Genomic DNA, 23,149 nt, shown 5'->3' on the forward strand with positions numbered 1-23,149 from the left:
CATGACTATATCAGTCAGCTCAATGCGCATTTTTGTCAGGTGTTGCAAGCGCTGGCTGGTTATCGACCCGCCGAGCTGGATCAGGTTAGTCTGGCGGGCATTTCGATACTGGGGCCTGAACTTGAGCTATATCTGAAAGAAACGGTGCAACAGACGCCCATCAGCTTTGCTGCGGACAGCTGTTTGCAGCAATTATTTGAAGCACAGGTGGCCAAAACCCCGGATCGGACTGCGCTGCAGTTTGGCAGCCAGAGTCTGAGTTATCGTGAGCTGAATGAAAGGGCGAACCAGTTGGCCCATTATCTTCGTCAACACTACCAGCCTGAGCCTGATCAACTGATTGGTTTATGCACATCACGTTCGGCCGAGATGATTATCGGCACGCTGGCTATTTTGAAAGCTGGTTGCGCCTATGTGCCCTTGGATCCGAATTATCCACCGGAGCGACTGAACTATATGTTGCGGGATTCAGCAGTCCGGGTCGTGCTAACCGATGCGGACACCCCTGAGCGGCTGATCGGCGGATCTTGGCAGCACCTTTGCTTGCGTGGGGACGATGCCGTGGTGCTGACTGATTATCCGATCACGAATATTACGCCAGACCAGACGGGCCAGACCGCAACCAGTCTGGCTTACGCCATTTACACTTCAGGCTCCACCGGCCAGCCCAAAGGGGTGTTATTGCAACATCGGGGCTTGATCAATCTGGCGCTGAACGAAGGTAAAATCCTTGCACTGGACGCCGACAGCCGCGTGCTGCATTTTGCCTCCATGAGTTTTGATGCCGGTACCTGGGAATATATGATGGCCCTGCTGCATGGCGGTGTTTTATGTATTGCCGACAGTATGCAGCGGTTATCACCTGAAGCAATCAGCACGCTGATGTATGAACAGCGTATTACCCATGCCTTGTTGCCGCCGGCATTTCTGGCCATGATGCCGTTACGGCAAGATTTGAGCCTGCGCTGCCTTATCGTGGGAGGTGAAGCCTGCGATGCGCAGTTGATGCAGCGGTGGGCGGCACATTACCCGTTTTATAACGCCTATGGCCCGACAGAGATTTCAGTATGCGCCACTATCGCGCGCTGTCAGCCGAATGAACCGCTCACCATTGGCCGGCCGCTGCACAATGTCAGTACTTATGTGCTGGATGACCGGCTGGCCCTGTTACCGCCTGGGGTGGCAGGCGAGTTATATATTGGCGGTCCTGGGGTGGCGAGAGGCTATCTGAATCTGCCGGAGCTCACGACAGAACGCTTTTTACCCAACCCTTATGACGCAACCGGGCAGGGACTGTTGTATAAAACTGGGGATTTAGTGCGTTATTTGCCAGACGGGCAAATTGACTATGTTGGCCGCCTGGATGAACAAATTAAAATCCGCGGTTTTCGCATCGAGCTCAGTGAGATTGAACGACAGCTTTGTCAGGAACAGGCGGTGACTAGTGCCGTGGTGCTGACGTTTTGCGCAGGATCCGGTCAGCGCCAGTTGGTCGCTTATCTGCAGTTGTCACCGGAAGTGGCAGCGCAAGTGGTCCGTGATGAACGACTGGATAACAGTTGGCTGGCAGACTTGAAAAATCGATTGCTGACCTTTTTACCGGATTACATGGTCCCATTTGTTTATGTGCCAATGCATGAATGGCCACTGACCGCCAATGGCAAAATTAACAAAAAAGCCCTGCCGGAACCTGCGTCTTATATCGTCGCTCATCACTATGTAGCGCCGGCAACACCAACGGAAAAGGCCTTGGTCAGGATCTGGGCCGCACTGTTAAACATCGCTCCAGCAAACATCAGCACCACCGGTAATTTTTTTGCCTTGGGCGGCCATTCGTTGCTGCTGACCCGAATGGTGCAGTCGATTCGGACTGATGAGGCTATCGCACTGACCGACATCTCGATGCAGGACATTGTTGCCAGCAAGGATCTGGCCGCGTTGGCAGCATCGATCGATTTGTTAAGTTTAAGGCAGTTAAACGCAATGCACAGCATGCCACACCATAACCATGAATTAGTTGAAGACGGTGAAATCTAATGAACACATATCAGGCTTTTGAGTTAGCGTTGGCGCAGGGCGTCGTGTTGTATGCGGAAGATGGCAAACTGAAATTTAAGGCGCCTGCCGGTGGCATGACTGACGAGCTCAGAGCGGCACTCAAAGAGCACCGCGAATCACTACTGACAGTGCTGGGTAACCTCAAGCAGAGCCCGGCGTCATTACCACCCATCGAGCCTTTGCAACAAACCAGCGCCAGCTTGTCATTTGCTCAGCAAAGATTGTGGTTTCTCGACCAGTTACGTGGCCCTTCGGCTGAATACAATATTCCGCAAGCTTTGTTGATCCGGGGCCCCTTGCAGACGCCATTGATGGCTGAGGTCTTCAACGAAATTATCCGCCGTCATGATATTTTGCGCTCTGTGTACCTAGACACGCCACAAGGTGTGCGCCAGCAGGTGTTGACGACAGCTCAGCTGACCATTCAGCTGGAAGATCTGACCGCAGCATCTGATACCAAGCGCGATGCGTTGCTACAGGATTTAATACGGCAGCATGCCAGCCAGCCGTTTGACTTACAAAGCGAACTGCCCATCCGGGTTTGTTATATTCTGCTGAGTCCGCAGCAGCCCGACGCCCCCCAGCAAGGCGTGTTGTTGCTCAATATGCATCATATCGCCTCAGACGGCTGGTCGATGGCTGTACTGGTGAAAGAGTTTGTTGAGCTGTACCAGGCGGGCGTGACGGGCAAAACAGCAGCACTTGCGCCATTGCCGGTGCAATACAGCGATTATGCCATCTGGCAACGGGCGTATCTGCAAGGGGAAGTGCTGGCGCAGCAACTGAATTACTGGCGTGAGCAACTGGCGGGTGTGCCGGTGCTGCATAGTTTGCCGCTGGATAAAGCGCGGCCGAAGCAACAGAGTTTTGCCGGCGGGACAGTGCAAAGCCAACTGAATAGCGGATTGACGCAGCAGTTAAAAGCACTTTGCCAGCGTGAAGGGGCGACCTTGTTTATGGGGTTGCATGCGGCGTTTAGTGCTTTGTTATCACGCTACAGCAACGAGAGTGACATTGTGGTGGGCAGCCCGATGGCAAACCGAGAACAGCCGGAAGTTGCCGGCTTAATTGGTTTTTTTGTCAACACGCTGGTGCTGAGAAGTCAGGTGAGTTCGCAAGCGAGCCTGCAGGATTTAATCCAGCAGAGCCGGCAGACCTGTCTGGGGGCCTATGCGCATCAGCAGGTGCCGTTTGAGAAGCTGGTGGAAGTGCTGCAAGTGGAGCGCAGCCTGAGCCATAGCCCGTTGTTCCAGCTGATGCTGGTGTTGCAGAACAATGAGCAGACAGAGTTGGCGTTACCGGGGCTGACCTTATCAGCGGCGCATGGCCTGGAGGAGATGGCGAAGTTTGATTTAACGCTGAGTGTCACTGAAACCGCAGATGGCCTTGAGCTGAACTGGAACTACAGCAGCGATATTTTTGCGCGTGCCAGTATTGAGCGCTTAGCCGGGCACTTTAACCGGTTGGTTGCAGCAGCCTTAACAGCGCCGACGAAAGCTGTCCATGCGTTGCCGCTCCTTGGCGCTGCAGAAATAGCGCAGCTTGATCGCTGGAATGAAACGGCGGTGGATTATCCGCAGGATAGCTGTATTCATCAGCTGTTTGCACTGCAGGCGGCCCGGACACCCGATGCAGTGGCGGTGCTGTGTGGTGCTGAACAACTGACTTATGCACAGCTGAATGCAAAAGCCAACCAACTGGCGCACTATCTTCGCCATCAATATCAGGTGGGGCCGGATGTACTGGTGGGGTTATGCCTGGAGCGCTCATTGGAGATGGTCATCGGGATGATGGCGATCCTGAAAGCTGGTGCTGCTTATGTGCCACTGGATCCGGATTATCCAACCGAGCGACTGGCGTTTATGGCAGAGGATGCGCAGCTACCCGTCATTCTGAGTATGACAGCGCAAGCTGGACTGGCGTTGCCTGCCATGGTGCTGCTGGATGATCCCAGACTGCAATCAGATGTTGCCGGGTACCCGGTTACAGCACCAGAACCAGCAGGTTTGACCGCGGCCAGCCTGGCGTATCTGATTTATACCTCAGGCTCCACCGGCAAACCCAAAGGGGTGATGGTGGAACACCGAGCCCTGGTAAACCGGATAGACTGGATGCATCGGCTGTATGGCTGTAATGCCAGTGATCGGATTTTACAAAAAACCCCTTTTAGCTTTGATGTTTCGGTGTGGGAATTTGTCTGGCCTTTGAGTGCAGGCGCTGCGTTGGTGCTGGCAAAACCACATGGTCATAAAGATCCCCATTATCTGGTCAGCCTGATGAATGAAACGGGCGTGACCAAACTGCATTTTGTGCCTTCTATGCTGAGCAGTATGCTCAGTTGCGATGTCCTGGGCCAGTGTCGGAGTGTGCAGCAAGTATTTTGTAGTGGTGAAGCGTTATCGGCAGGACAAGTGGCCGAGTTCCAGCAGCAATGTCCGACGGTGGAACTGCATAATCTGTATGGTCCAACCGAGGCCGCAATTGATGTCAGTTACTGGGATTGCCGTGCCTATGCAGACGCGGAGAACAAAGGGATAGTACCGATAGGGCGGCCGATCCATAACATTCAGCTGCATGTGCTGAATGCGGGCATGCAACAGTGTCCTGTTGGGGTGGTTGGCGAGCTTTATATTGGCGGTGTGGGTCTGGCACGGGGGTATTTGAACCGGCCTGAGCTGACCGCCGAACGCTTTGTCATGCATCCGTTTGGTACGGAGCGGTTGTACCGGACAGGCGATTTAGTGCGCTGGTTAGCGGATGGCAACATTGAGTATCTGGGACGAAACGACTTCCAGTTAAAAATCCGCGGTTACCGCATCGAAGCGGGCGAGATCGAAGCGGTCCTGCAACGTTGTGGCGCGGAGGTGGCACTGGTCACAGGGTTGCGGGATAGTACAGGGCACCAGGTGCTGGTGGGTTATTATCAGGGTGCGGGCCTGGAGGCCGAAGTGTTAAGGCAGCGGTTAAGTGCAAGTCTGCCGGCGCATCTGGTACCCACGCATTTGGTGCAGGTTGAGCAGTTTGTGTTAAGCGCAAACGGCAAGATAGACCGCAAGGCGTTACCAGCATTGGATTTAAGCCAGCAGCAGGCGGTGTATGAAGCACCACAGACACAGACAGAGCTGGTGTTGGCAGAGCTTTGGCAGCAACTATTAAGTGTAGACCGCGTTGGCCGCGAGGATAACTTCTTCCGGCTGGGCGGGCATTCCTTGTTGCTGATGGAACTGGCCAGCGGCTTAAAACAAAAGGGATATCAGACGAATATTCAAGCGTTATTCACCGCCAAATCGTTGCGGCAGATGGCAGAGGAACTGGAGGTTAAAGCGCCTGACGCTGAGGAAATCACAGATGGGGTGAGCCTGATCCCTGCGCACTGTACCGAGCTGCGACCGGAGATGGTGCCACTGGTTGCGCTTAGTTCTGACGAATTGTCAGCCATCGCAGCACAGGTACCGGGTGGTGCCGCCAATATTCAGGATATTTATCCGCTGGCACCTCTGCAGGAGAGTATTTTCCTGATCCATTCACTGAGTAAAACGACAGATCCCTATGTGATTTGCCTGAGTCTGGTCTTTGATGATCAGGCAGGACTGGATCAATTTGTCGATGATGTTAATTTTGTGATTGCCCGCCATGATGTACTCAGAACTGCCATCTTGTGGCGTGGCCGCAATACGCCGGTGCAGGTGGTATTGCGGGAAGCCAGCTTGCAAACCACCCCCTTGCCCTGTGCGGGTGTTGCACCAGTGGCCAGTGAGGTCGAGCATTACTTACAGCATGGCTGTCACCGCCTTGACCTTGAACAGGCTCCTTTGCTGAGTTTGGAAGTCGTGCAGGATCCGCAGGATGGCAAATGCTATGCGGTACTGAAGGAGCATCATCTGATGCTGGATCATGTCTCGCTGGCTGTGCTGCTGCATGAATTGTCGCTGGGCAAAGCAGGCCGGCAAGCGCTGGCGACACCGGTGCCGTATCGGGCATTTCTGGCCCGGACGCTACGCCAGCAAGCGACCCTGGATACCGATTCCTTCTTTCAAGCCTTGCTTGGCTCTGTGCAAACGCCGACCCTGCCATTTCAGTTGGCCGATGTGACGGCGGGCGGACTGAATTGCCATGAACTGACCGTCGAATTACCGGCGGATATGTCGCTGCAACTGCGTGCGCTGATGAAGCAACTGACGGCGAGTCCGGCGGTGCTGTTCCATCTGGCCTGGGCTATGGTGCTTGCCGCCTGTAGCCAGACCCGTGATGTAGTGTTTGGTACTGTCTTGTCTGGCCGGATGAACGGACCTCAGGGTATCAACCAGATGCTGGGGCTGATGATCAATACGCTGCCGATCCGGGTTTGTTTTGAGGACCAGAATGCCACCAGTTTACTGCAGTCGACGCAGCAGCAGTTACAAGCATTATTGCCCTATGAGCAGGTGTCGCTGGCAGAAGCGCAGCGCCACAGCAACCTCAGCGGTACACAACCATTGTTCAGCGCCCTGCTGAATTACCGTCATTCCAGTATGCCAGCCGACGGCGGACGCGCACATGGTCATACCACCGCCGTACTGGAACGAACGAATTACCCGTTCAACCTGTCGGTTGATGACTGGCAACAACAGTTCTCGCTGCATTTTGTGATAGACCGCAGCATCGACACGGCGCAAATTGCCGGTTATATGCTCACGGCACTTGCACAGTTGATGGCGGCTTTAGCAAATAACAGTACCCAGCCAGTGGCGACAATGTCGGTGTTACCAGTGGCCGAGCAACAAAGGTTGTTGTTACCACAGTCGTTGCCATCCTTTGCCAGTGACCCGCTGTTGACTATCCATCAGCGGTTTGAGCAGCAGGCGGCCGCTCAACCGGATCAAATCGCGTTGATCTGTGGCGAAGTCCGGCTCAGTTATCGCGAGTTGAATGAACAAGCCAATCGGCTCGCCCATTATTTGCGTCAGCACTATCCGATGGCGCCGGACCAGCGGATCGGCTTGTGTGTGGGACGCTCGGTGGACCTGCTCACGGGTATCCTTGCTATTCTCAAAGCTGGCGCTGCCTATGTGCCGCTGGACCCTGGATATCCAGCCGAGCGATTGGCTTTTATTATCGAAGACGCCGCTTTGTCCGTTGTGTTAACCGAGCGCGAGTTTCAAGCGATTGCCGGTACAGAGTCGACGCTGGTTGTGCTGGATGATCCGGCCCTGCAGACCAGTTTGGCCTTGTTGCCTGAGTGCAATCTGGCACCATTGCCAGGCAGTAGTTCGGCACAGCTGGCTTATGTGATCTATACATCAGGTTCAACAGGTCTGCCCAAGGGGGTCCTGCAAACCCATCACAATGTGATTCGTTTGTTTGACTCGACCGCAGATGATTTCGGTTTTGCTGCCAACGATTGCTGGTGTTTGTTCCATTCTTTTGCTTTTGACTTCAGTGTCTGGGAAATGTGGGGAGCACTGTTTTACGGTGGTCGGTTGTTCATCCCGCAACGGCAAGAGGTGACAGATCCGGCACTATTCGTCCGTGTCTGCCAGCGCGAAGGGCTGACAGTGCTGAATCAGACACCCAGTGCCTTCCGACAACTCACCGAATATCTGTTGCAGTCACAGCAACAGTTGTCGACGTTGCGCTATGTCGTGTTCGGTGGTGAGGGCCTGACCGATAGCCACCTTGCTTTATGGTGGCAGCATTTCTCCAGCCAGCCGACCCAATTGATCAACATGTATGGCATTACAGAAACAACAGTGCATGTTACCTACCAACCACTCCAGCCTGCGGCGCCGATTTCGATTGGGCGGCCGTTACGCGATCAATTTATTCTGCTCCTCGACGCTTCGATGCAACTGGTGCCTTATGGCTGTGCCGGAGAGATCTATGTTGGTGGCGCTGGTCTGGCCCAGGGGTACCTGAATCGTGACGAGCTGACTGCAGAGCGGTTTGTTACCAATCCATTTTATCTGCAAAGCCCTTGGTTGGGGCCACGGCTGTATAAAGCGGGCGATCTGGCGCGTTACAATCAGGCCGGACAACTGGAGTATCTGGGACGGCAGGACGATCAGGTGAAGATCCGTGGTCATCGTATTGAACTTGGTGAAGTCGAAGCTCGTATTGCTCAGTGCAGCGGTATTGACTCCACAGTCGTACTTGCCGTCGCTGCTGCGGACGGGCAGTTACAATTGATTGCTTATGCCAAAGCGGCGGCAGCGAGCGATACACCGCAGGGTTGGGGCAGTCAAATCAGGCGTCAGTTGCAGGCTGTGTTACCCGCTTATATGGTGCCGGCGGCCGTGATCCAGGTGACGCAATGGCCGCTAACCAGCAATGGCAAGGTCGACAAAAAAGCGCTGCCTGCTTTTAGCCTCGATCAGCTTGATACTGCTTATGCTGCGCCTGAAAGGCGCGTTGAGGAGCAGTTGTTACAGATCTGGAGCCAGCTGTTGGGACTGCCGCTGTCTGAGATCAGCATAGATGCGCACTTTTTTGAACTGGGTGGTCACTCGTTACTGCTGATCAGGTTATTGGCGAGCATCAGGCAACAGTTGGCAGTTGAACTCAGTGTCAGCGACGTCTTCTCCGCCGGCACTATCCGGTTGCAGGCTGACCGAATTTTGCAAAGTGAGCAGGCGCTACCTGTGCCAGCGCTACAGGTGGTCACCAGGAGTGTTGATGGCTGGTATCCGTTGTCATTTGCCCAGCAGCGTCTGTGGCTTATCGATCAACTGAACGAGGGATCAGCGGAATACAACATCCAGCAGGTCTTTTTGGTGGATGGCGTGCTGGAGACGGCAAAGCTGGAACAAGCACTGACGTTACTGGTCGCGCGACATGAAGTGCTGCGCACTGTTTATGCTGATCACGGGCAGGGACCACAGCAGCATATCCGCGCAGTTCAGCCGGTTCGGTTGCAGTATCACGATCTCACGGCGGTGCCGCTACCACGCCAGCAGCAGGCACTGGCTGACTGGCTGGCAGCAGATTGCGCCCGACCGTTCAGACTTGAGGCTGACTTGATGCTGCGGGCTTCATATATCGCGCTGGAGCAGACGGGGGACGGCGCCGTCAAGCGGGCGGCGTTGAGTTTTTGTATTCACCACATTGCGACCGACGGCTGGTCGATGGAAATCATGGCGGCGGATTTTGTCCGGTGTTACCAAATCGTGTGCGCTCAGACAGACATTGCGCCATGGCCTGAGTTGGCCGTGCAGTATCTGGACTATGCCCACTGGCAGCGTGGACAACAGCAAGAAGAGCGACTGGCTCGGCAACTGGGTTACTGGCAGCAGCAACTAGCGGGTTTGCCGCTGTTGCACGGTTTGCAGCCTGATCAACCCAGACCAGAATACAAACAGTTCGCGGCAAAGGTGCTGCGGACGAGTTTGCCACAACCGCTTGCAAAGCAAATAGCTGCGCTGGCTGCACGCAGCCAGTTAACACCATTTATGCTGGTGCATGCAGCACTGGCCCTGGTACTGACCAGACACTGTAATCAGACTGACATCGTTGTGGGGACACCTGTAGCAAACCGGCATCTGGCAGTGTTGGAACCGGTGATGGGCTTTTTTGTGAATACTCTGGTGCTGCGGCTTCAAACGGCCGATTGCAGTCTGGCAACGTATTTAGCCCAGGTTAGACGCGTGCATGCAGCGGCGTTATCGCATCAGGAACTGCCTTTTGAGCAGTTGGTTGAAGCACTGCAAGTGGAGCGCTCGGCGGCCTACAGCCCACTATTTCAAATTTTGCTGACCATGGATCAGGGATTCACGCAGCGAAGCGAGGGCGACTTGGCGATTGAAAACGTCCAACTGACCCCTTACCAGCAGACGACAGCCTTGAGTCCTTTTGACCTTGAAATTGATGTGAACTGGGGAGAGCAAGAGGTCGAATTGCGTTGGGTTTATGACCTGGCTTTATTCAGTGAAGCCCGGATCGCACTGCTCGGTCAACATCTGCAAATGGCACTGACTGGCATTATAGAGGTAGCCGACGCGGACTTGCAGCGTCCGTTAAGTCAAATAGGCTTGCTGTCGGATGCAGAGCGGACCCAGCAACTGCTGAGCTGGAACGACACCGCACGCGCCTTTGACAGTGAGCGCTGTATTCATCACTGGTTTGAAGCCCAGGTCGCGCTGACCCCCACGGCAGTCGCGGTGGAATGTGAAGGGCAGTCGCTCAGTTACACCCAGCTCAATGCCCGCGCAAACCAGCTGGCGCATTATCTGAAAACAGTGCACGGCGTCGGCGTCGATGTGCTGGTCGGGCTTTGCATGGAGCGCTCCCTGGAGATGGTGATAGGGCTGTGGGCCATTCTCAAAGCCGGTGGCGCTTATGTGCCACTGGACCCGGCCTATCCGGCGCAGCGTCTGGCTTATCTGCGGCAAGACGCGTCGGTGCAGGTGGTGCTGAGTCAGCTATCCGTGATGGCGCAGCTCGGATTATCAGATGCCGTCGTGGTCTCACAACAAGCTTGGGGCTTTGCCGATTGGCCGGTCCATAATGTGGTGGATGACGCCGCCCATGCCGGCCAGTTGGCCTATGTGATTTACACCTCAGGCTCCACAGGTCAGCCCAAAGGCGTGCTGAACAATCACCGCGCACTGGCGAACCGGGTGGAGTGGATGCACAACGCTTATGGCCGTGCCGCCGGGGATGTGGTGCTGCAAAAAACCCCGTACAGCTTTGATGTATCGGTATGGGAGTTTGTCTGGCCGCTGGTGACAGGTTCACGCCTGGTGCTGGCCCGGCCCGAAGGTCATAAAGAGCCCGCCTACCTGGCTGAAGTGATACAGGCGCAGGGCGTCAGCCAGTTGCACTTTGTCCCTTCAATGCTGGGGTTAATGCTCGAGCATGGCGGCTTGCGTGACTGCAAGTCGGTGCGGCAAGTGTTCTGTAGCGGCGAGGCGCTGCAAGTCGGCCATGTGGCTGCATTTAAAGCGCAGATACCCTGGGCAGAGTTGCACAATTTGTATGGACCGACCGAAGCGGCGATTGATGTCAGTTATTGGGACTGCCGAAACGACTGTGCCACCAGTGTGCCGATAGGCAAGCCAATCCAGAACATCAGTCTGTACATTTTGGATGAACATCAGCAGTTGCTGCCCGTGGGGGCGGCAGGTGAACTCTATATCGGTGGCATCGGTCTGGCGCGTGGTTACCTGAACCGGCCAGAGCTGACGGCGGAGCGTTTTGTCGCGAACCCCTATTATGTGCCCGGTTCCTTTAAGAGCAGTGAACGCTTGTATCGGACCGGGGATTTGGCGCGTTACCGCACTGACGGCAACATCGAGTATCTGGGCCGGCTGGATTTCCAGGTCAAGCTGCGAGGCTTCAGGATAGAGCTGGGCGAGATAGAAGCGGCACTGGGTCAATTGGCAGGCATAGATTCAGCCTTGGTGGTGGCGCATGGGACGGGTGAGCGTCAGCAACTGGTGGGGTATTACAAGGCAAACAGTGCAGGCCATGCCGGGCAGTTGGCGCTTAAAGCGCAGCTGCAGCAGAAGTTACCGGAGCACATGGTGCCTGCGGTGCTGATAGAGGTGCAGGAATGGCCGCTGAATGCCAATGGCAAGGTGGACCGCAAGGCATTACCGGCAGTGACGGTGCAGGCGAGCGGAGGTTATCAGGCGCCCGCCGGTGAAACAGAGCAACTGTTAGCGGGGATTTGGTCAGAGGTGCTCGGTATCCCGCTTGCACAAATCAGTGCCACGGCCAGCTTCTTTGAGCTGGGCGGTCATTCGTTGTTGCTACTGCGTTTACTCAAAGCGATAGAACAACAGGCTGGTCATCGTCTGACGGTCAAAACAGTGTTTAAACATCATTCTGTTCAGCTACAGGGCGCATATATCGATCGTTTACAGGCCAGTCGTGCCTTAAGTGAAAAACTGGAAAAAACTAATAACTTAGAAAGGATTGTTTTTTAATGAAAGCCGAACAGATTATCGATCTGCTACAGCAGCATGACATTTTAGTCAAGGCACAGCATGACTCTTTGGTGGTGGAAGCGCAGCCTGGCGCTGTTACCAGCGAACTGGCACAGTTGATCCGGACCTATAAAACGGAATTGCTCGATTACTTGTCCGAACAAATGCCAGTTGCTGCATCAGCACAGATCCAGCCCCAATCCCTGCCACTCACAGGCGTATGGCCACTGTCGTTTTCACAACAGCGCTTGTGGTTTATTGACCAGTTACAACATGATGCCAGTTATAACATGCCACTGTTGCTGCGCACCCTTGGCTGTCTTGACATTGAAAGAGTGGAGCAGGTCCTTAGCGTGATCGTCAGTCGTCATCAGATCCTGCGGACTGTGTACCTCAGTGAGGATGGCCAGCCAGTGCAGCAAGTCAATCCTGCCAGTCCGGTCAGGCTGCGCTTCCACGATGTAGCCGAATTGCCCTCTGAGCAGCGTCAGCAACAGCTACAACAGCTGATTGATGAAGAGTTGCAGACGCCTTTTGATCTTGAGCAGGATCTGATGATCCGCGCCAGTTATATCAGACTGGAAACTGACAACTTAGGGGCTGAGCAAGGGGTATTGCTGTTCAATATGCACCATATCGCATCGGATGGCTGGTCGATGGAGGTATTGAGCAAGGAGTTTGTAACTTTGTATCAAGCCGTGGAACATTCCCTTGATGCAGTGTTGCCACCGTTGCCAGTTCAATATAGCGACTATGCGATGTGGCAGCACGAATGGCAGCGAAGTCCGGCCGCCCAACAACAAGTGAATTACTGGCTTGCGCAGTTGCAGGGTGTTCCAGCGGTCCACCAATTACCTTTGCAACAGCCAAGAGCGGCGGTTAAATCTGGTCAAAGCGATTATTACGCAACACTGCTGCCGGCAGCTGTTGGGCAGCGGCTGCAACACAGAGCACGTCAATGGGCGATGTCGCCGTTTATGGTGTTACATGCGGCACTCGCGCTGGTGCTGTCTCGCCACAGCAACAGCCATGACATTGTGATTGGCACGCCGGTGGTGAACCGGCTACAGGCTGAAACAGCGCCTTTGATTGGCTTCTTCGCCAACAATCTGGTGCTGCGTTTGAACACAGCGCAGCCGGATGTGACGACCTATCTGGCGCACGTACGGCAGGTACATCAGGATGCTTTGGCACATCAGGAAATACCATTTGATCACTTAGTGGACCAGTTAAAGCTTGAACGTAGCCTGGCCGTTGATCCGCTGTTTCAGATTATGTTGTCGATGAACAGCGACTTTGCCGTCGCCATGCCGAATGGGGCTGCGCCTGCCGAATTATCGGGGCTGTCATTACAGCCTTACGAACAGGAAATTGTGTCACTAAAATTTGATTTGGATATCGATGTGACCGAGCTCAATGACGGATTTGAAATCAAGTGGACCTTTGATGCCGTGTTGTTTAATCGGGCTTACATTGAAACGCTACAGCGGCACTTTACGCAAGTACTGGACAGTTTACTGCAGTGCGAAACGGCGCAGTCGCTCGCGGATATCCCATTGATAGGACAGCAGGAGCAGCAAGCGTTATTGCGCGCGAGCTATGGCCCAGTGATGCCGGTGGCGTCAGGGGGGATCCACCAGGCATTTTCAGAGCAGGCGAAGCTTGCGCCGCAACAACTGGCCTTGTGTTGGGACGGCGGCAGCCTGAGCTACGCTGAGCTGGAAGCGTGGTCGAATCGGCTGGCGCAACTCCTGGTTCAATCAGGGGCTGTCCAGGTCGGCACCCTGGTCGGGTTAAGCCTCGGACGCTCTGCACAGCTGCTCGCCGGGGTGCTGGGAATATTAAAAGCAGGCGGCGCTTATGTACCGCTTGACCCGACTTACCCAGCGGAGCGACTCCAGCAGATAGTCGCCGATACCGGCCTCAAACTGGTGCTGTGCGCAGACCAGGACATCGCCCTCTGGTCAGCCGCAGGCGTGGCAGGCTTGAGTCTGTCAGCGCTGAGTCAGGCGCACACTGGCGAGGGCGATTTTGCGCTCTATCCCAATGAAGCACCGGCACTGAGCGCTCAGCCGACGCTGGCCTATGTCATGTATACCTCGGGCTCCACCGGGACGCCCAAGGGCGTGATGGTCAGTCATCGCAACCTGCAGAACTTCAGCCAGCATTGTGTCCGTCGTTATGGCGTTGGGCCCGCCGATAAAGTGCTGCAGTTCTCGACGATGAACTTCGATATTTTTGTCGAGGAATGGGTCAGTGCCTTGACGCAAGGCGCTACGCTGGTGCTGCGGGATGATGAGATGCAGCACAGCGCCGCCGGGTTTGTCGCGTTCTGCCGCCGCCACGGCGTCACGGTCGCGAGTCTGCCAACGGCCTATTGGCACCAGCTGCGGTTGTGTGATGAAGCCCAGACGCCTCTGCGTCTGGTGATTGTGGGGGGAGAGGCGCTCGAGCGCAGCAGTGTGGCGCGGTTACCGGCCGGGCTGACTCTGTTTAATACCTACGGGCCAACAGAAGCAACGGTGATAGCATCGGCCTACCAGCTGGTGGATGGTTATCACAGCGAGCGCGCAGTGCCGATAGGCCGTGCCAATGTCAATACCAGTTGCCTGGTCCTGTCATCGGATGGGGCCTTGTGTCCACCCGGAGTGGTGGGGGAACTCTATATTGGCGGCGAAGGCGTCACACTGGGGTATTGGGGGCAAGCGGCGCTGACGGCGGCCCGTTTTGTGCCAAACCGGTTCTATGAAGCCGGTCATCCGGCCAGCAGTCCGCGACTGTACCGGACCGGTGATTTGGTCCGGATAGGCCAGGATGGTGAGCTGGAGTTTGTCGGTCGTGTCGATGAGCAGGTTAAAATCCGCGGTTATCGAGTGGAGCCGGCCGAGGTAGAGCAACAGCTGAGGCAGCTCGCAGGCGTGTTAGCCGCCGTGGTGCTGGCACAGCAAGTGCGGGGGCATGAGAAGCAGTTGGTGGCCTATGTGCAACTGACCGCTGGAGGAGATAAGCAGGCGCGGTTGCAGGAGGTGCGCCGGTTATTGCAGGGGATGTTACCGGCCTATTTGATGCCGGAGCGATTTGGCTGGGTCGATGCATTACCACTGACCGTCAATGGCAAGGTGGACAAACGTGCGCTGGTGGCGCAAGCGCACCTGCTGCAGGAAGAGGCCAGAGAAGCCCCGCAGACGTCGCAGGAAGTGATGTTGGCAGCAATATGGGCAGAATTGCTGTCGGTGCCGTCTGAGCAGATAGGCCGGGACAGTAACTTTTTTGCGCTGGGGGGCCATTCACTGCTGTTGATGCAACTGGTGAGCCGGCTGCGGGATGTCGGGTTAGGGGCGCCGGTGCAGCGGTTATTTGGCGCGGCGAATTTACAGGAGATGGCGGCAGTGGTGGCGCCGCTGGTTGTGGCCGAGCAAGTAGTGGCCAATGGAATAGTCGCAGGTTGTGAGCGAATTACGCCCGAGATGGTCACGCTGATGTCGCTCAGTCAGGCCGAGATAGACGGGGTATGCGAGCGGGTACCAGGTGGCGCCGCCAATATTCAGGATATCTATCCGTTGGCACCGCTGCAGGAAGGCGTGCTGTTTGTGCATACCATGAGTGACGGTCAAGATGCCTATGTCACCCGCAGCGTGTTGGCATTTGAGCAGGCGGCGGATGTCACGCGTCTGGTCGGGGCGCTGGAGCAACTGATAGCGCGGCATGATGTGTTAAGGACTGCGGTGTTATGGCGTGGCCGGGCCCAAGCGGTGCAAGTGGTGCAACGGGAAGCACCCCTTCGCGTGGCTTCGCTGCCCTTTGAGGGCGATGATGCAACGGTACGCGATGCAGTGCAGGCCTATGTCGCAACAGAAGGCGGCTGGCTGGATGTGGAAGTGGCCCCGATGCTGAAGCTGGAGGTTGCACATAGCCAGGCAGGCCGCAGTTATGTGGTACTCAGTGAGCATCACTTAATCTCGGACCATGTGTCACTGGAGCTGCTGATGGCTGAGCTCGAGCAGGTGCTCAGTGGCAAAGTGGTGGCGGGAGCATCGGTGAGCTATCGCGAGTTTGTCGGCCGGACCCAGGCGCGGCTACAGACGCTGGACAGTGCAGGTTACTTCCGCTCGGTACTGGGAGATGTGACGGAGCCGACATTACCCTATGGGCTATCCGATGTGCTGGGGGATGGCACTTTGGTGCAGGGCCGGCATTGGCAGATGGATGCACAGGAGTCTGCCCGGTTGCGACGATTGAGCCGGCGTTATCAGAGTAGCGCTGCAGCATTATTCCACCTGGCGTGGGCGAAGGTGCTCAGTGTCTGCAGTAATCAATCGGATGTGGTGTTTGGAACCGTGCTCTCGGGTCGGCTCAGTGAAATCGCGGGAAGTGAGCGGATGCTGGGGATGCTGATTAACACACTCCCGGTACGCGTCAAACTGGGGGCGGCACGCGCATCAGAGTTGCTGGCGCAGACGAATGCGTCGTTGCAGGGACTGTTGGGGTATGAGCAGGTATCGCTATCGCATGCGCAGCGTCAGAGCGGCGTGACAGGGCAAGTGCCGCTGTTTAGTGCGATGCTGAACTATCGTCACTCCAAAGTTCAGACCCATGCAGTGCAAGAGCAGTTATTCCAGATACTCCAGACGCAGGAGCGGACAAACTACCCGTTCAGTCTGTCCGTGGATGATGATGGAGAGATATTTGCGCTGGAACTGCAGGTCGATAATCGGGTGATGGTGTCGCAGGTTGAAGGCTATCTGCGCCGCGCGTTATCAGGCTTGCTGGACGCGCTGGAGCATGAAACGACGGATACTTATGCGGCATTGTCAGTGCTGTCAGATGCAGAGCGGACCCAGCAACTGCTGAGCTGGAACGACACCGCACGCGCCTTTGACAGTGAGCGCTGTATTCATCACTGGTTTGAAGCCCAGGTCGCACTGACCCCCACTGCAGTCGCGGTGGAATGTGAAGGGCAGTCGCTCAGTTACGCCCAGCTCAATGCCCGCGCAAACCAGCTGGCGCATTATCTGAAAACCGTGCACGGCGTCGGCGTCGATGTGCTGGTCGGGCTTTGCATGGAGCGCTCCCTGGAGATGGTGATAGGGCTGTGGGCCATTCTCAAAGCCGGTGGCGCTTATGTGCCACTGGACCCGGCCTATCCGGCGCAGCGTCTGGCTTATCTGCGGCAAGACGCGTCGGTGCAGGTGGTGCTGAGTCAGCTATCCGTGATGGCGCAGCTCGGATTATCAGATGCCGTCGTGGTCTCACAACAAGCCTGGGGCTTTGCCGATTGGCCGGTCCATAATGTGGTGGATGAAGCCGCCCATGCCGGCCAGTTGGCCTATGTGATTTACACCTCAGGCTCCACAGGTCAGCCCAAAGGCGTGCTGAACAATCACCGCGCACTGGCGAACCGGGTGGAGTGGATGCACAACGCTTATGGCCGTGCCGCCGGGGATGTGGTGCTGCAAAAAACCCCGTACAGCTTTGATGTATCGGTATGGGAGTTTGTCTGGCCGCTGGTGACAGGTTCACGCCTGGTGCTGGCCCGGCCCGAAGGTCATAAAGAGCCCGCCTACCTGGCTGAAGTGATACAGGCGCAGGGCGTCAGCCAGTTGCACTTTGTCCCTTCAATGCTGGGGTTAATGCTCGAGCATGGCGGCTTGCGTGACTGCAAGTCGGTGCGGCAAGTGTTCTGTAGCGGCGAGGCGCTGCAAGTCGGCCATGTGGCTGCATTTAAAGCGCAGATGCCCTGGGCAGAGTTGCACAATTTGTATGGACCGACCGAAGCGGCGATTGATGTCAGTTATTGGGACTGCCGAAACGACTGTGCCACCAGTGTGCCGATAGGCAAGCCAATCCAGAACATCAGTCTGTACATTTTGGATGAACATCAGCAGTTGCTGCCCGTGGGGGCGGCAGGTGAACTCTATATCGGTGGCATCGGTCTGGCGCGTGGTTACCTGAACCGGCCAGAGCTGACGGCGGAGCGTTTTGTCGCGAACCCCTATTATGTGCCCGGTTCCTTTAAGAGCAGTGAACGCTTGTATCGGACCGGGGATTTGGCGCGTTACCGCACTGACGGCAACATCGAGTATCTGGGCCGGCTGGATTTCCAGGTCAAGCTGCGAGGCTTCAGGATAGAGCTGGGCGAGATAGAAGCGGCACTGGGTCAATTGGCAGGCATAGATTCAGCCTTGGTGGTGGCGCATGGGACGGGTGAGCGTCAGCAACTGGTGGGGTATTACAAGGCAAACAGTGCAGGCCATGCCGGGCAGTTGGCGCTTAAAGCGCAGCTGCAGCAGAAGTTACCGGAGCACATGGTGCCTGCGGTGCTGATAGAGGTGCAGGAATGGCCGCTGAATGCCAATGGCAAGGTGGACCGCAAGGCATTACCGGCAGTGACGGTGCAGGCGAGCGGAGGTTATCAGGCGCCCGCCGGTGAAACAGAGCAACTGTTAGCGGGGATTTGGTCAGAGGTGCTCGGTATCCCGCTTGCACAAATCAGTGCCACGGCCAGCTTCTTTGAGCTGGGCGGTCATTCGTTGTTGCTGATGAAACTGGCAGGCCAGCTGGCGCTGCAGGGCTATCCCGTCGCAGCACAAGCCTTATATAAAGCGCCTGTTTTACAGACGATGGCCCTTTTGCTCACGACGCTACCTCCATCAGCAGAGCGCTATGTCGTACCGGAGAATCTTATCCCGCCAGGCTGTCTGTCGATAACGCCAGCGATGTTGCCGCTGGTGAAGTTAACCCAGCCAGAGCTGGATGCTCTTTGCGCCAAAGTCCCAGGCGGAGCGGCCAATATTCAGGATATTTATCCATTAGCGCCGCTGCAGGAAGGCGTGCTCTTTGTGCACAGCCTGCATCCGCAGCACGACCCTTATGTAAGTACGATGACTCTGAGCCTGCCAGACGAAGCTGCGCTGCCGCTATTGCTCAAACAGCTGCAACAGCTGACTGCACGCCATGATGTGCTCAGGACCGCAATATTCTGGCAAGACCGGCACGACCCCCTTCAGGTGGTGGTGCGCCAGGCACAAATCCCAGTCCGGCGTTTGTCATTTGCCGGCCCTGATGTGCAGGCGCAGTTTATGGCCTATGTCGACACCGCTGCGCACGGCATGTCGCTGGAGCAGGCGCCATTGTTGCAATTGGAAGTAACTGAAGCGGATACGGATGGACGCTGTTATCTGCTGCTGAAGTTCCACCACTTGGTGACGGACCACGTCTCACTCGAAATCCTGATGGAAGAGCTGGCACTGCTGACGGCGCAACCGGATGCAGAGTTACCGCCAGTCCGACCTTACCGTGAATTTATCGCGCAGATGCAACATCAGTTGTCACAGCTGGATGTGGCCGGTTTTTTTACCCGCGAATTGGGCGATGTGGATAGTGCCACCCTGCCGTTTGGCCTGGACCAGGTGCTCGGCGATGGTCAGGCGGTGCGGGAATACAGCTGCGAGGTCCCGCTGGATTTATCGACCCGGCTCCGGGCAGTGGCAAAATCACAGCAACTGAGTCCGGCGGTGCTGTTTCATGCCTGCTGGTCGCTGGTGGTCGCCGCCTGCAGTGGCCGCGATGATGTGGTGTTTGGCACCGTATTATCGGGTCGGCTGGGCGGCATCGCAGGCATAGAGCGGATGATGGGCATGCTGATAAACACGCTGCCGCTGCGGGTGAAACTGGCCCAGCACAGTGCCTTGTCGTTGGTGCAACAGCTCGATAGTCAGCTCAAAGCCTTGCTGCCTTATGAGCAGGTCTCGCTCGCTCAGGCCCAAAGCTACAGCGCCGTCACGGGCAGTAGCCCGCTGTTTAGCTCATTGCTCAATTACCGCCATAACAGCGGCCAACAGCACACGCCTGGCGCTGTGGGACAAGTGGCTGAAGGGGCGTTGCAATTGCTGGGCAGTCGGGAGCGAACCAACTATCCGTTTGATGTCTCGGTCAATGACCAGGGGGCCCACAGGGCTTTTAGTCTGGACTTGCAGGTGGCGGCGTCGGTGTCCGCAGCCCGGGTGGCCGATTATGTGCTGGTGGCGCTCGAAGGACTGGTCGCCGCACTGGAAGCGGGAGGCTCAGCTTTAGCGCTGCGCTTGCCTGTGTTGCCGCTGTCGGAGCTTGAGCAACAGGACGTCACATGGCAGTCGCCTGCGCTGGCTGTGCCCGCCACTCAGAGTATTCATCAGCTGTTTGCTGCACAGGTCGCCAGGCAGCCCGAAGCCATCGCTGTGGTCTGGCAACAACAGCGCTGGAGTTATGCCGCCCTGAATGCACAAGCCGACCAACTGGCCCATTACCTGCAAACCACCTATGCCGTGCAACCAGGCCAGCGCGTCGGCGTCTGTCTCGGACGCAGCCCATGGGTCGCCATCGCGCTGCTTGGCATCTTAAAAGCCGGTGGCAGCTATGTACCGCTCGATGCAAACTATCCAGACCATCGACTGGCCTTTATGCTGCAGGATACCGCACTGAAGGTGGTGCTGACCGAAAGCGCCCTCGTCTCCCGCTTCGCCGCCCTCGGATGTGCGCAACTGGTGCTCGATGAAACACTCACCTGGCAGCAACCGCATACAGGGCACACTGATACGGTCAGTACTGCTGCCGATGAAGCCTATGTGATGTATACCTCCGGTTCGACCGGCCAGCCTAAGGGCGTGCAGGTCCGGCACGAGTCCGTGGTCCGGCTGGTGCAGGGGCAGGACTTTATGCCGCTGCACCAGCACACGGTGTTTTTGCAATGTGCTCCCCTCGCCTTTGATGCCTCCACGCTGGAGCTCTGGGGACCGCTGCTCAATGGCGGCTGCTGCGTGTTTTATCCGCACGAGCAGTTGTCGGTGCAGAATCTCAATGACGTGGTCAGGCACTATGGCATCACCGCTCTGTGGTTGACCTCGGGCCTCTTTACCCAGTGGAGCAGTGAGTGCGCCGAGGATTTAGCCCTGTCCTACATTCTGGCAGGTGGCGATGTGCTCGATGTGCAGGCCGTCGAGCGGGTGCAGCGCCGGTTACCTCAGGCCGTTATCATCAACGGCTATGGCCCGACCGAGAACACCACCTTTAGCTGCTGCCACGTGCTCCAACCCGGCCGCACTTATCGTGCTGGCGTACCAATAGGCACGCCACTGCGCGGTGAGCGGGTCCGGGTGTTGTCAGCCTGGGGCGCCGCCGTCCCCTGGGGCATGAGCGGCGAGTTGTATGTCAGTGGACAGGGCGTGGCAACCGGTTACTTAAATCAGCCGCAGTGGACGATGGAGCGTTTTGTCCAGCACCTGTGGGGCGAGGATACGGCGCGTCGTTGGTACCGAACAGGCGATTTGGTGCGCTATAACGGCGCTGGCGAGCTGGAATATGTCGGTCGGCTGGATGAGCAGGTGAAAATCCGCGGCTACCGGGTGGAGCCTGCTGAAGTGAGTCATGCACTGGAGCAATTGCCAGGGGTGCGCAAAGCCCTAGTGGTCGCTGAGCATGAGCGGCAGCGGCTGGTCGGTTATGTCGAGCTCGCTGACGCGGCGCAGGGCGACGAGATGCGTCGGTTACGGGAGGCGCTGAGCGCGGTGTTACCGGCCTATCAGGTGCCATCGGTGCTGGTATTGGTGGAGGCATGGCCATTAACGGCCAATGGCAAGGTGGACCGACGGGCCTTACCGGCGGTGACTGTCAGCAGTGAGACCTATATCGCACCTGCCACCCAGACCGAGCATCAGCTAGTTGCTATGGTGTCAAATTTGCTCGGGTTATCAGCCGAGCAGATCAGTGTCAGTGCTGGCTTTTTCGAACTTGGCGGCCACTCATTGTTGCTGATGCGTTTGCTGACCGCAATCAAACAACAGTTTGCGGCTGACATTTCGGTGAAATCGTTGTTTGAATGCGAAAGTATCAGTCAGGTTGCTGATCTGATCGATAACGAACTGCGACTGCAACACAGCCTGATCACTGTGGATTTGGCAAGCAGCGAAGAAGAACTCTGGGAGGTATGAGCGGCCGCAGTTGAACGCTGATTGACCCGCTGTGTGATGAGTGACAGCTGGTCAATCAGCCATCCTGCGATATTTATTTTTTTGATGCTAGCGCTCTGATTTTATTTGAGCGTTGAAAACTTACAGAATCAAACAATTTCAGACAATTCTGTCGATTTACATTCAGATAGTCGAGTGTTAATATTTTTTTGTAAAAATTTTGTTTGTATATTTTTGTCAGTGCAATCTACTTCATATTCATTGCTACCTGAGTCGGCGGATTATATGAGTAGGAAACTTGTTGAACGTATGAATGGAGAACTATATGCGTATTGTTATAAATAAAGGTCTAGCGAAAGTTGCATTGATATTGAGTATGATGGGTGGCCTGGCTGCGTGCGGTGGCGTTGACGATATCGATGAAGAATTGGAACGGACTTCAAACTTCACCTTTGTCAATGCATTAAATTATTCTGCAGACTTTCATTTGCAAAGAAGGAATATCAGTACTGAGTTTAGTGGGTTGTTTGATAACAAACATCGGGTTACTGCAGATATCAAACAAAATAGCGCAGGTGAAACATATACCTACCGCTACAAAGCTATTAACCCTATGCTTAATATCGGTGTCCGCAACAGTATTAGTCTCGGTGATGAAGAAAAATTATATAAAACTCTGAGTGACAAGGATAACTACTGGTTAGTCGCTTGGGATTCCGCCGGGGATAACAAGCTGGCTCTGATTGACAGAGCGAAAAATGATCAGGCAGCTAAACTGAATGTTCGTATCTTTGCGGATGCAAGCTACGTGATCTCCGTGAATGGTTCAAATGCTGGTTCGACCAAGAAAGGCGAGGCCACCGCGTTCTATTCGTTGGATAACTGCAACACTTCATTAAAGTTGAATAACAAAGCTATCAACCTGTGCAGCGCTGACTATGGCTCTTCATACTTGCTGGTCGCTGACAGTAACGGCATGCGCCTGATTGCAAAAGAGTAATTATTTCACTCTGACACTCATCATGTTCAACTGTTCGTCGGATCCGGCAGCTTGCTCTGCCGGTTACCGCGAGCATGCGACCCTTACCAATTAAATCACTTGGTCATTCGTTATTTATCTCGGCGAATCATATCCAGTGAGCCATATTTTATGTCTGTGGTCTCGTATTATTGAATCCGCCTCATAATTCTGCCTATCATTTTCTGACGACACAAGTTTAGTTGTGTGCTTACAGTACGTCAGTG

At 55.7% G+C, this 23,149-nt stretch carries 4 protein-coding genes and 2 pseudogenes (1 of these 6 running past the window's edge); all 6 read left to right on the forward strand.

Features of this window, described 5'->3' with window-relative positions:
• Window positions 1-2,037 carry the 3' portion of a non-ribosomal peptide synthetase gene (locus tag AC53GJ_RS21220; protein ID WP_496730401.1) on the forward strand. The gene continues 1,461 nt to the left of window position 1, outside the view, so 2,037 of the gene's 3,498 nt are visible here — the last part of the coding sequence; its start codon lies off the left edge, out of view; the stop codon is at window positions 2,035-2,037.
• Complete coding sequence (locus AC53GJ_RS21225; protein WP_496730402.1) at window positions 2,037-11,960, forward strand: amino acid adenylation domain-containing protein; 9,924 nt, start codon at window positions 2,037-2,039, stop codon at window positions 11,958-11,960. Before AC53GJ_RS21220 ends, AC53GJ_RS21225 begins: the two co-directional genes overlap by 1 nt.
• Window positions 11,960-13,489: pseudogene (locus AC53GJ_RS21230) on the forward strand (condensation domain-containing protein); the annotation flags it as partial. The gene AC53GJ_RS21225 and the pseudogene AC53GJ_RS21230, both read left to right, overlap by 1 nt.
• 174 nt (window positions 13,490-13,663) lie before the next feature.
• Window positions 13,664-15,046 (forward strand): annotated as a pseudogene (locus AC53GJ_RS21235) (amino acid adenylation domain-containing protein); the annotation flags it as partial.
• 114 nt (window positions 15,047-15,160) lie between these two features.
• Entirely contained in the window at window positions 15,161-21,925 is a 6,765-nt protein-coding gene (locus tag AC53GJ_RS21240) for an amino acid adenylation domain-containing protein (protein ID WP_496732833.1), read from the forward strand.
• Between the two features lie 304 nt (window positions 21,926-22,229).
• Entirely contained in the window at window positions 22,230-22,904 is a 675-nt protein-coding gene (locus AC53GJ_RS21245) for a hypothetical protein (RefSeq protein ID WP_496730403.1), read from the forward strand.
• The last annotated feature ends 245 nt before the right edge of the window (window positions 22,905-23,149 follow it).

The sequence above is a fragment of the Rheinheimera sp. B2H12 genome, assembly GCF_059620065.1.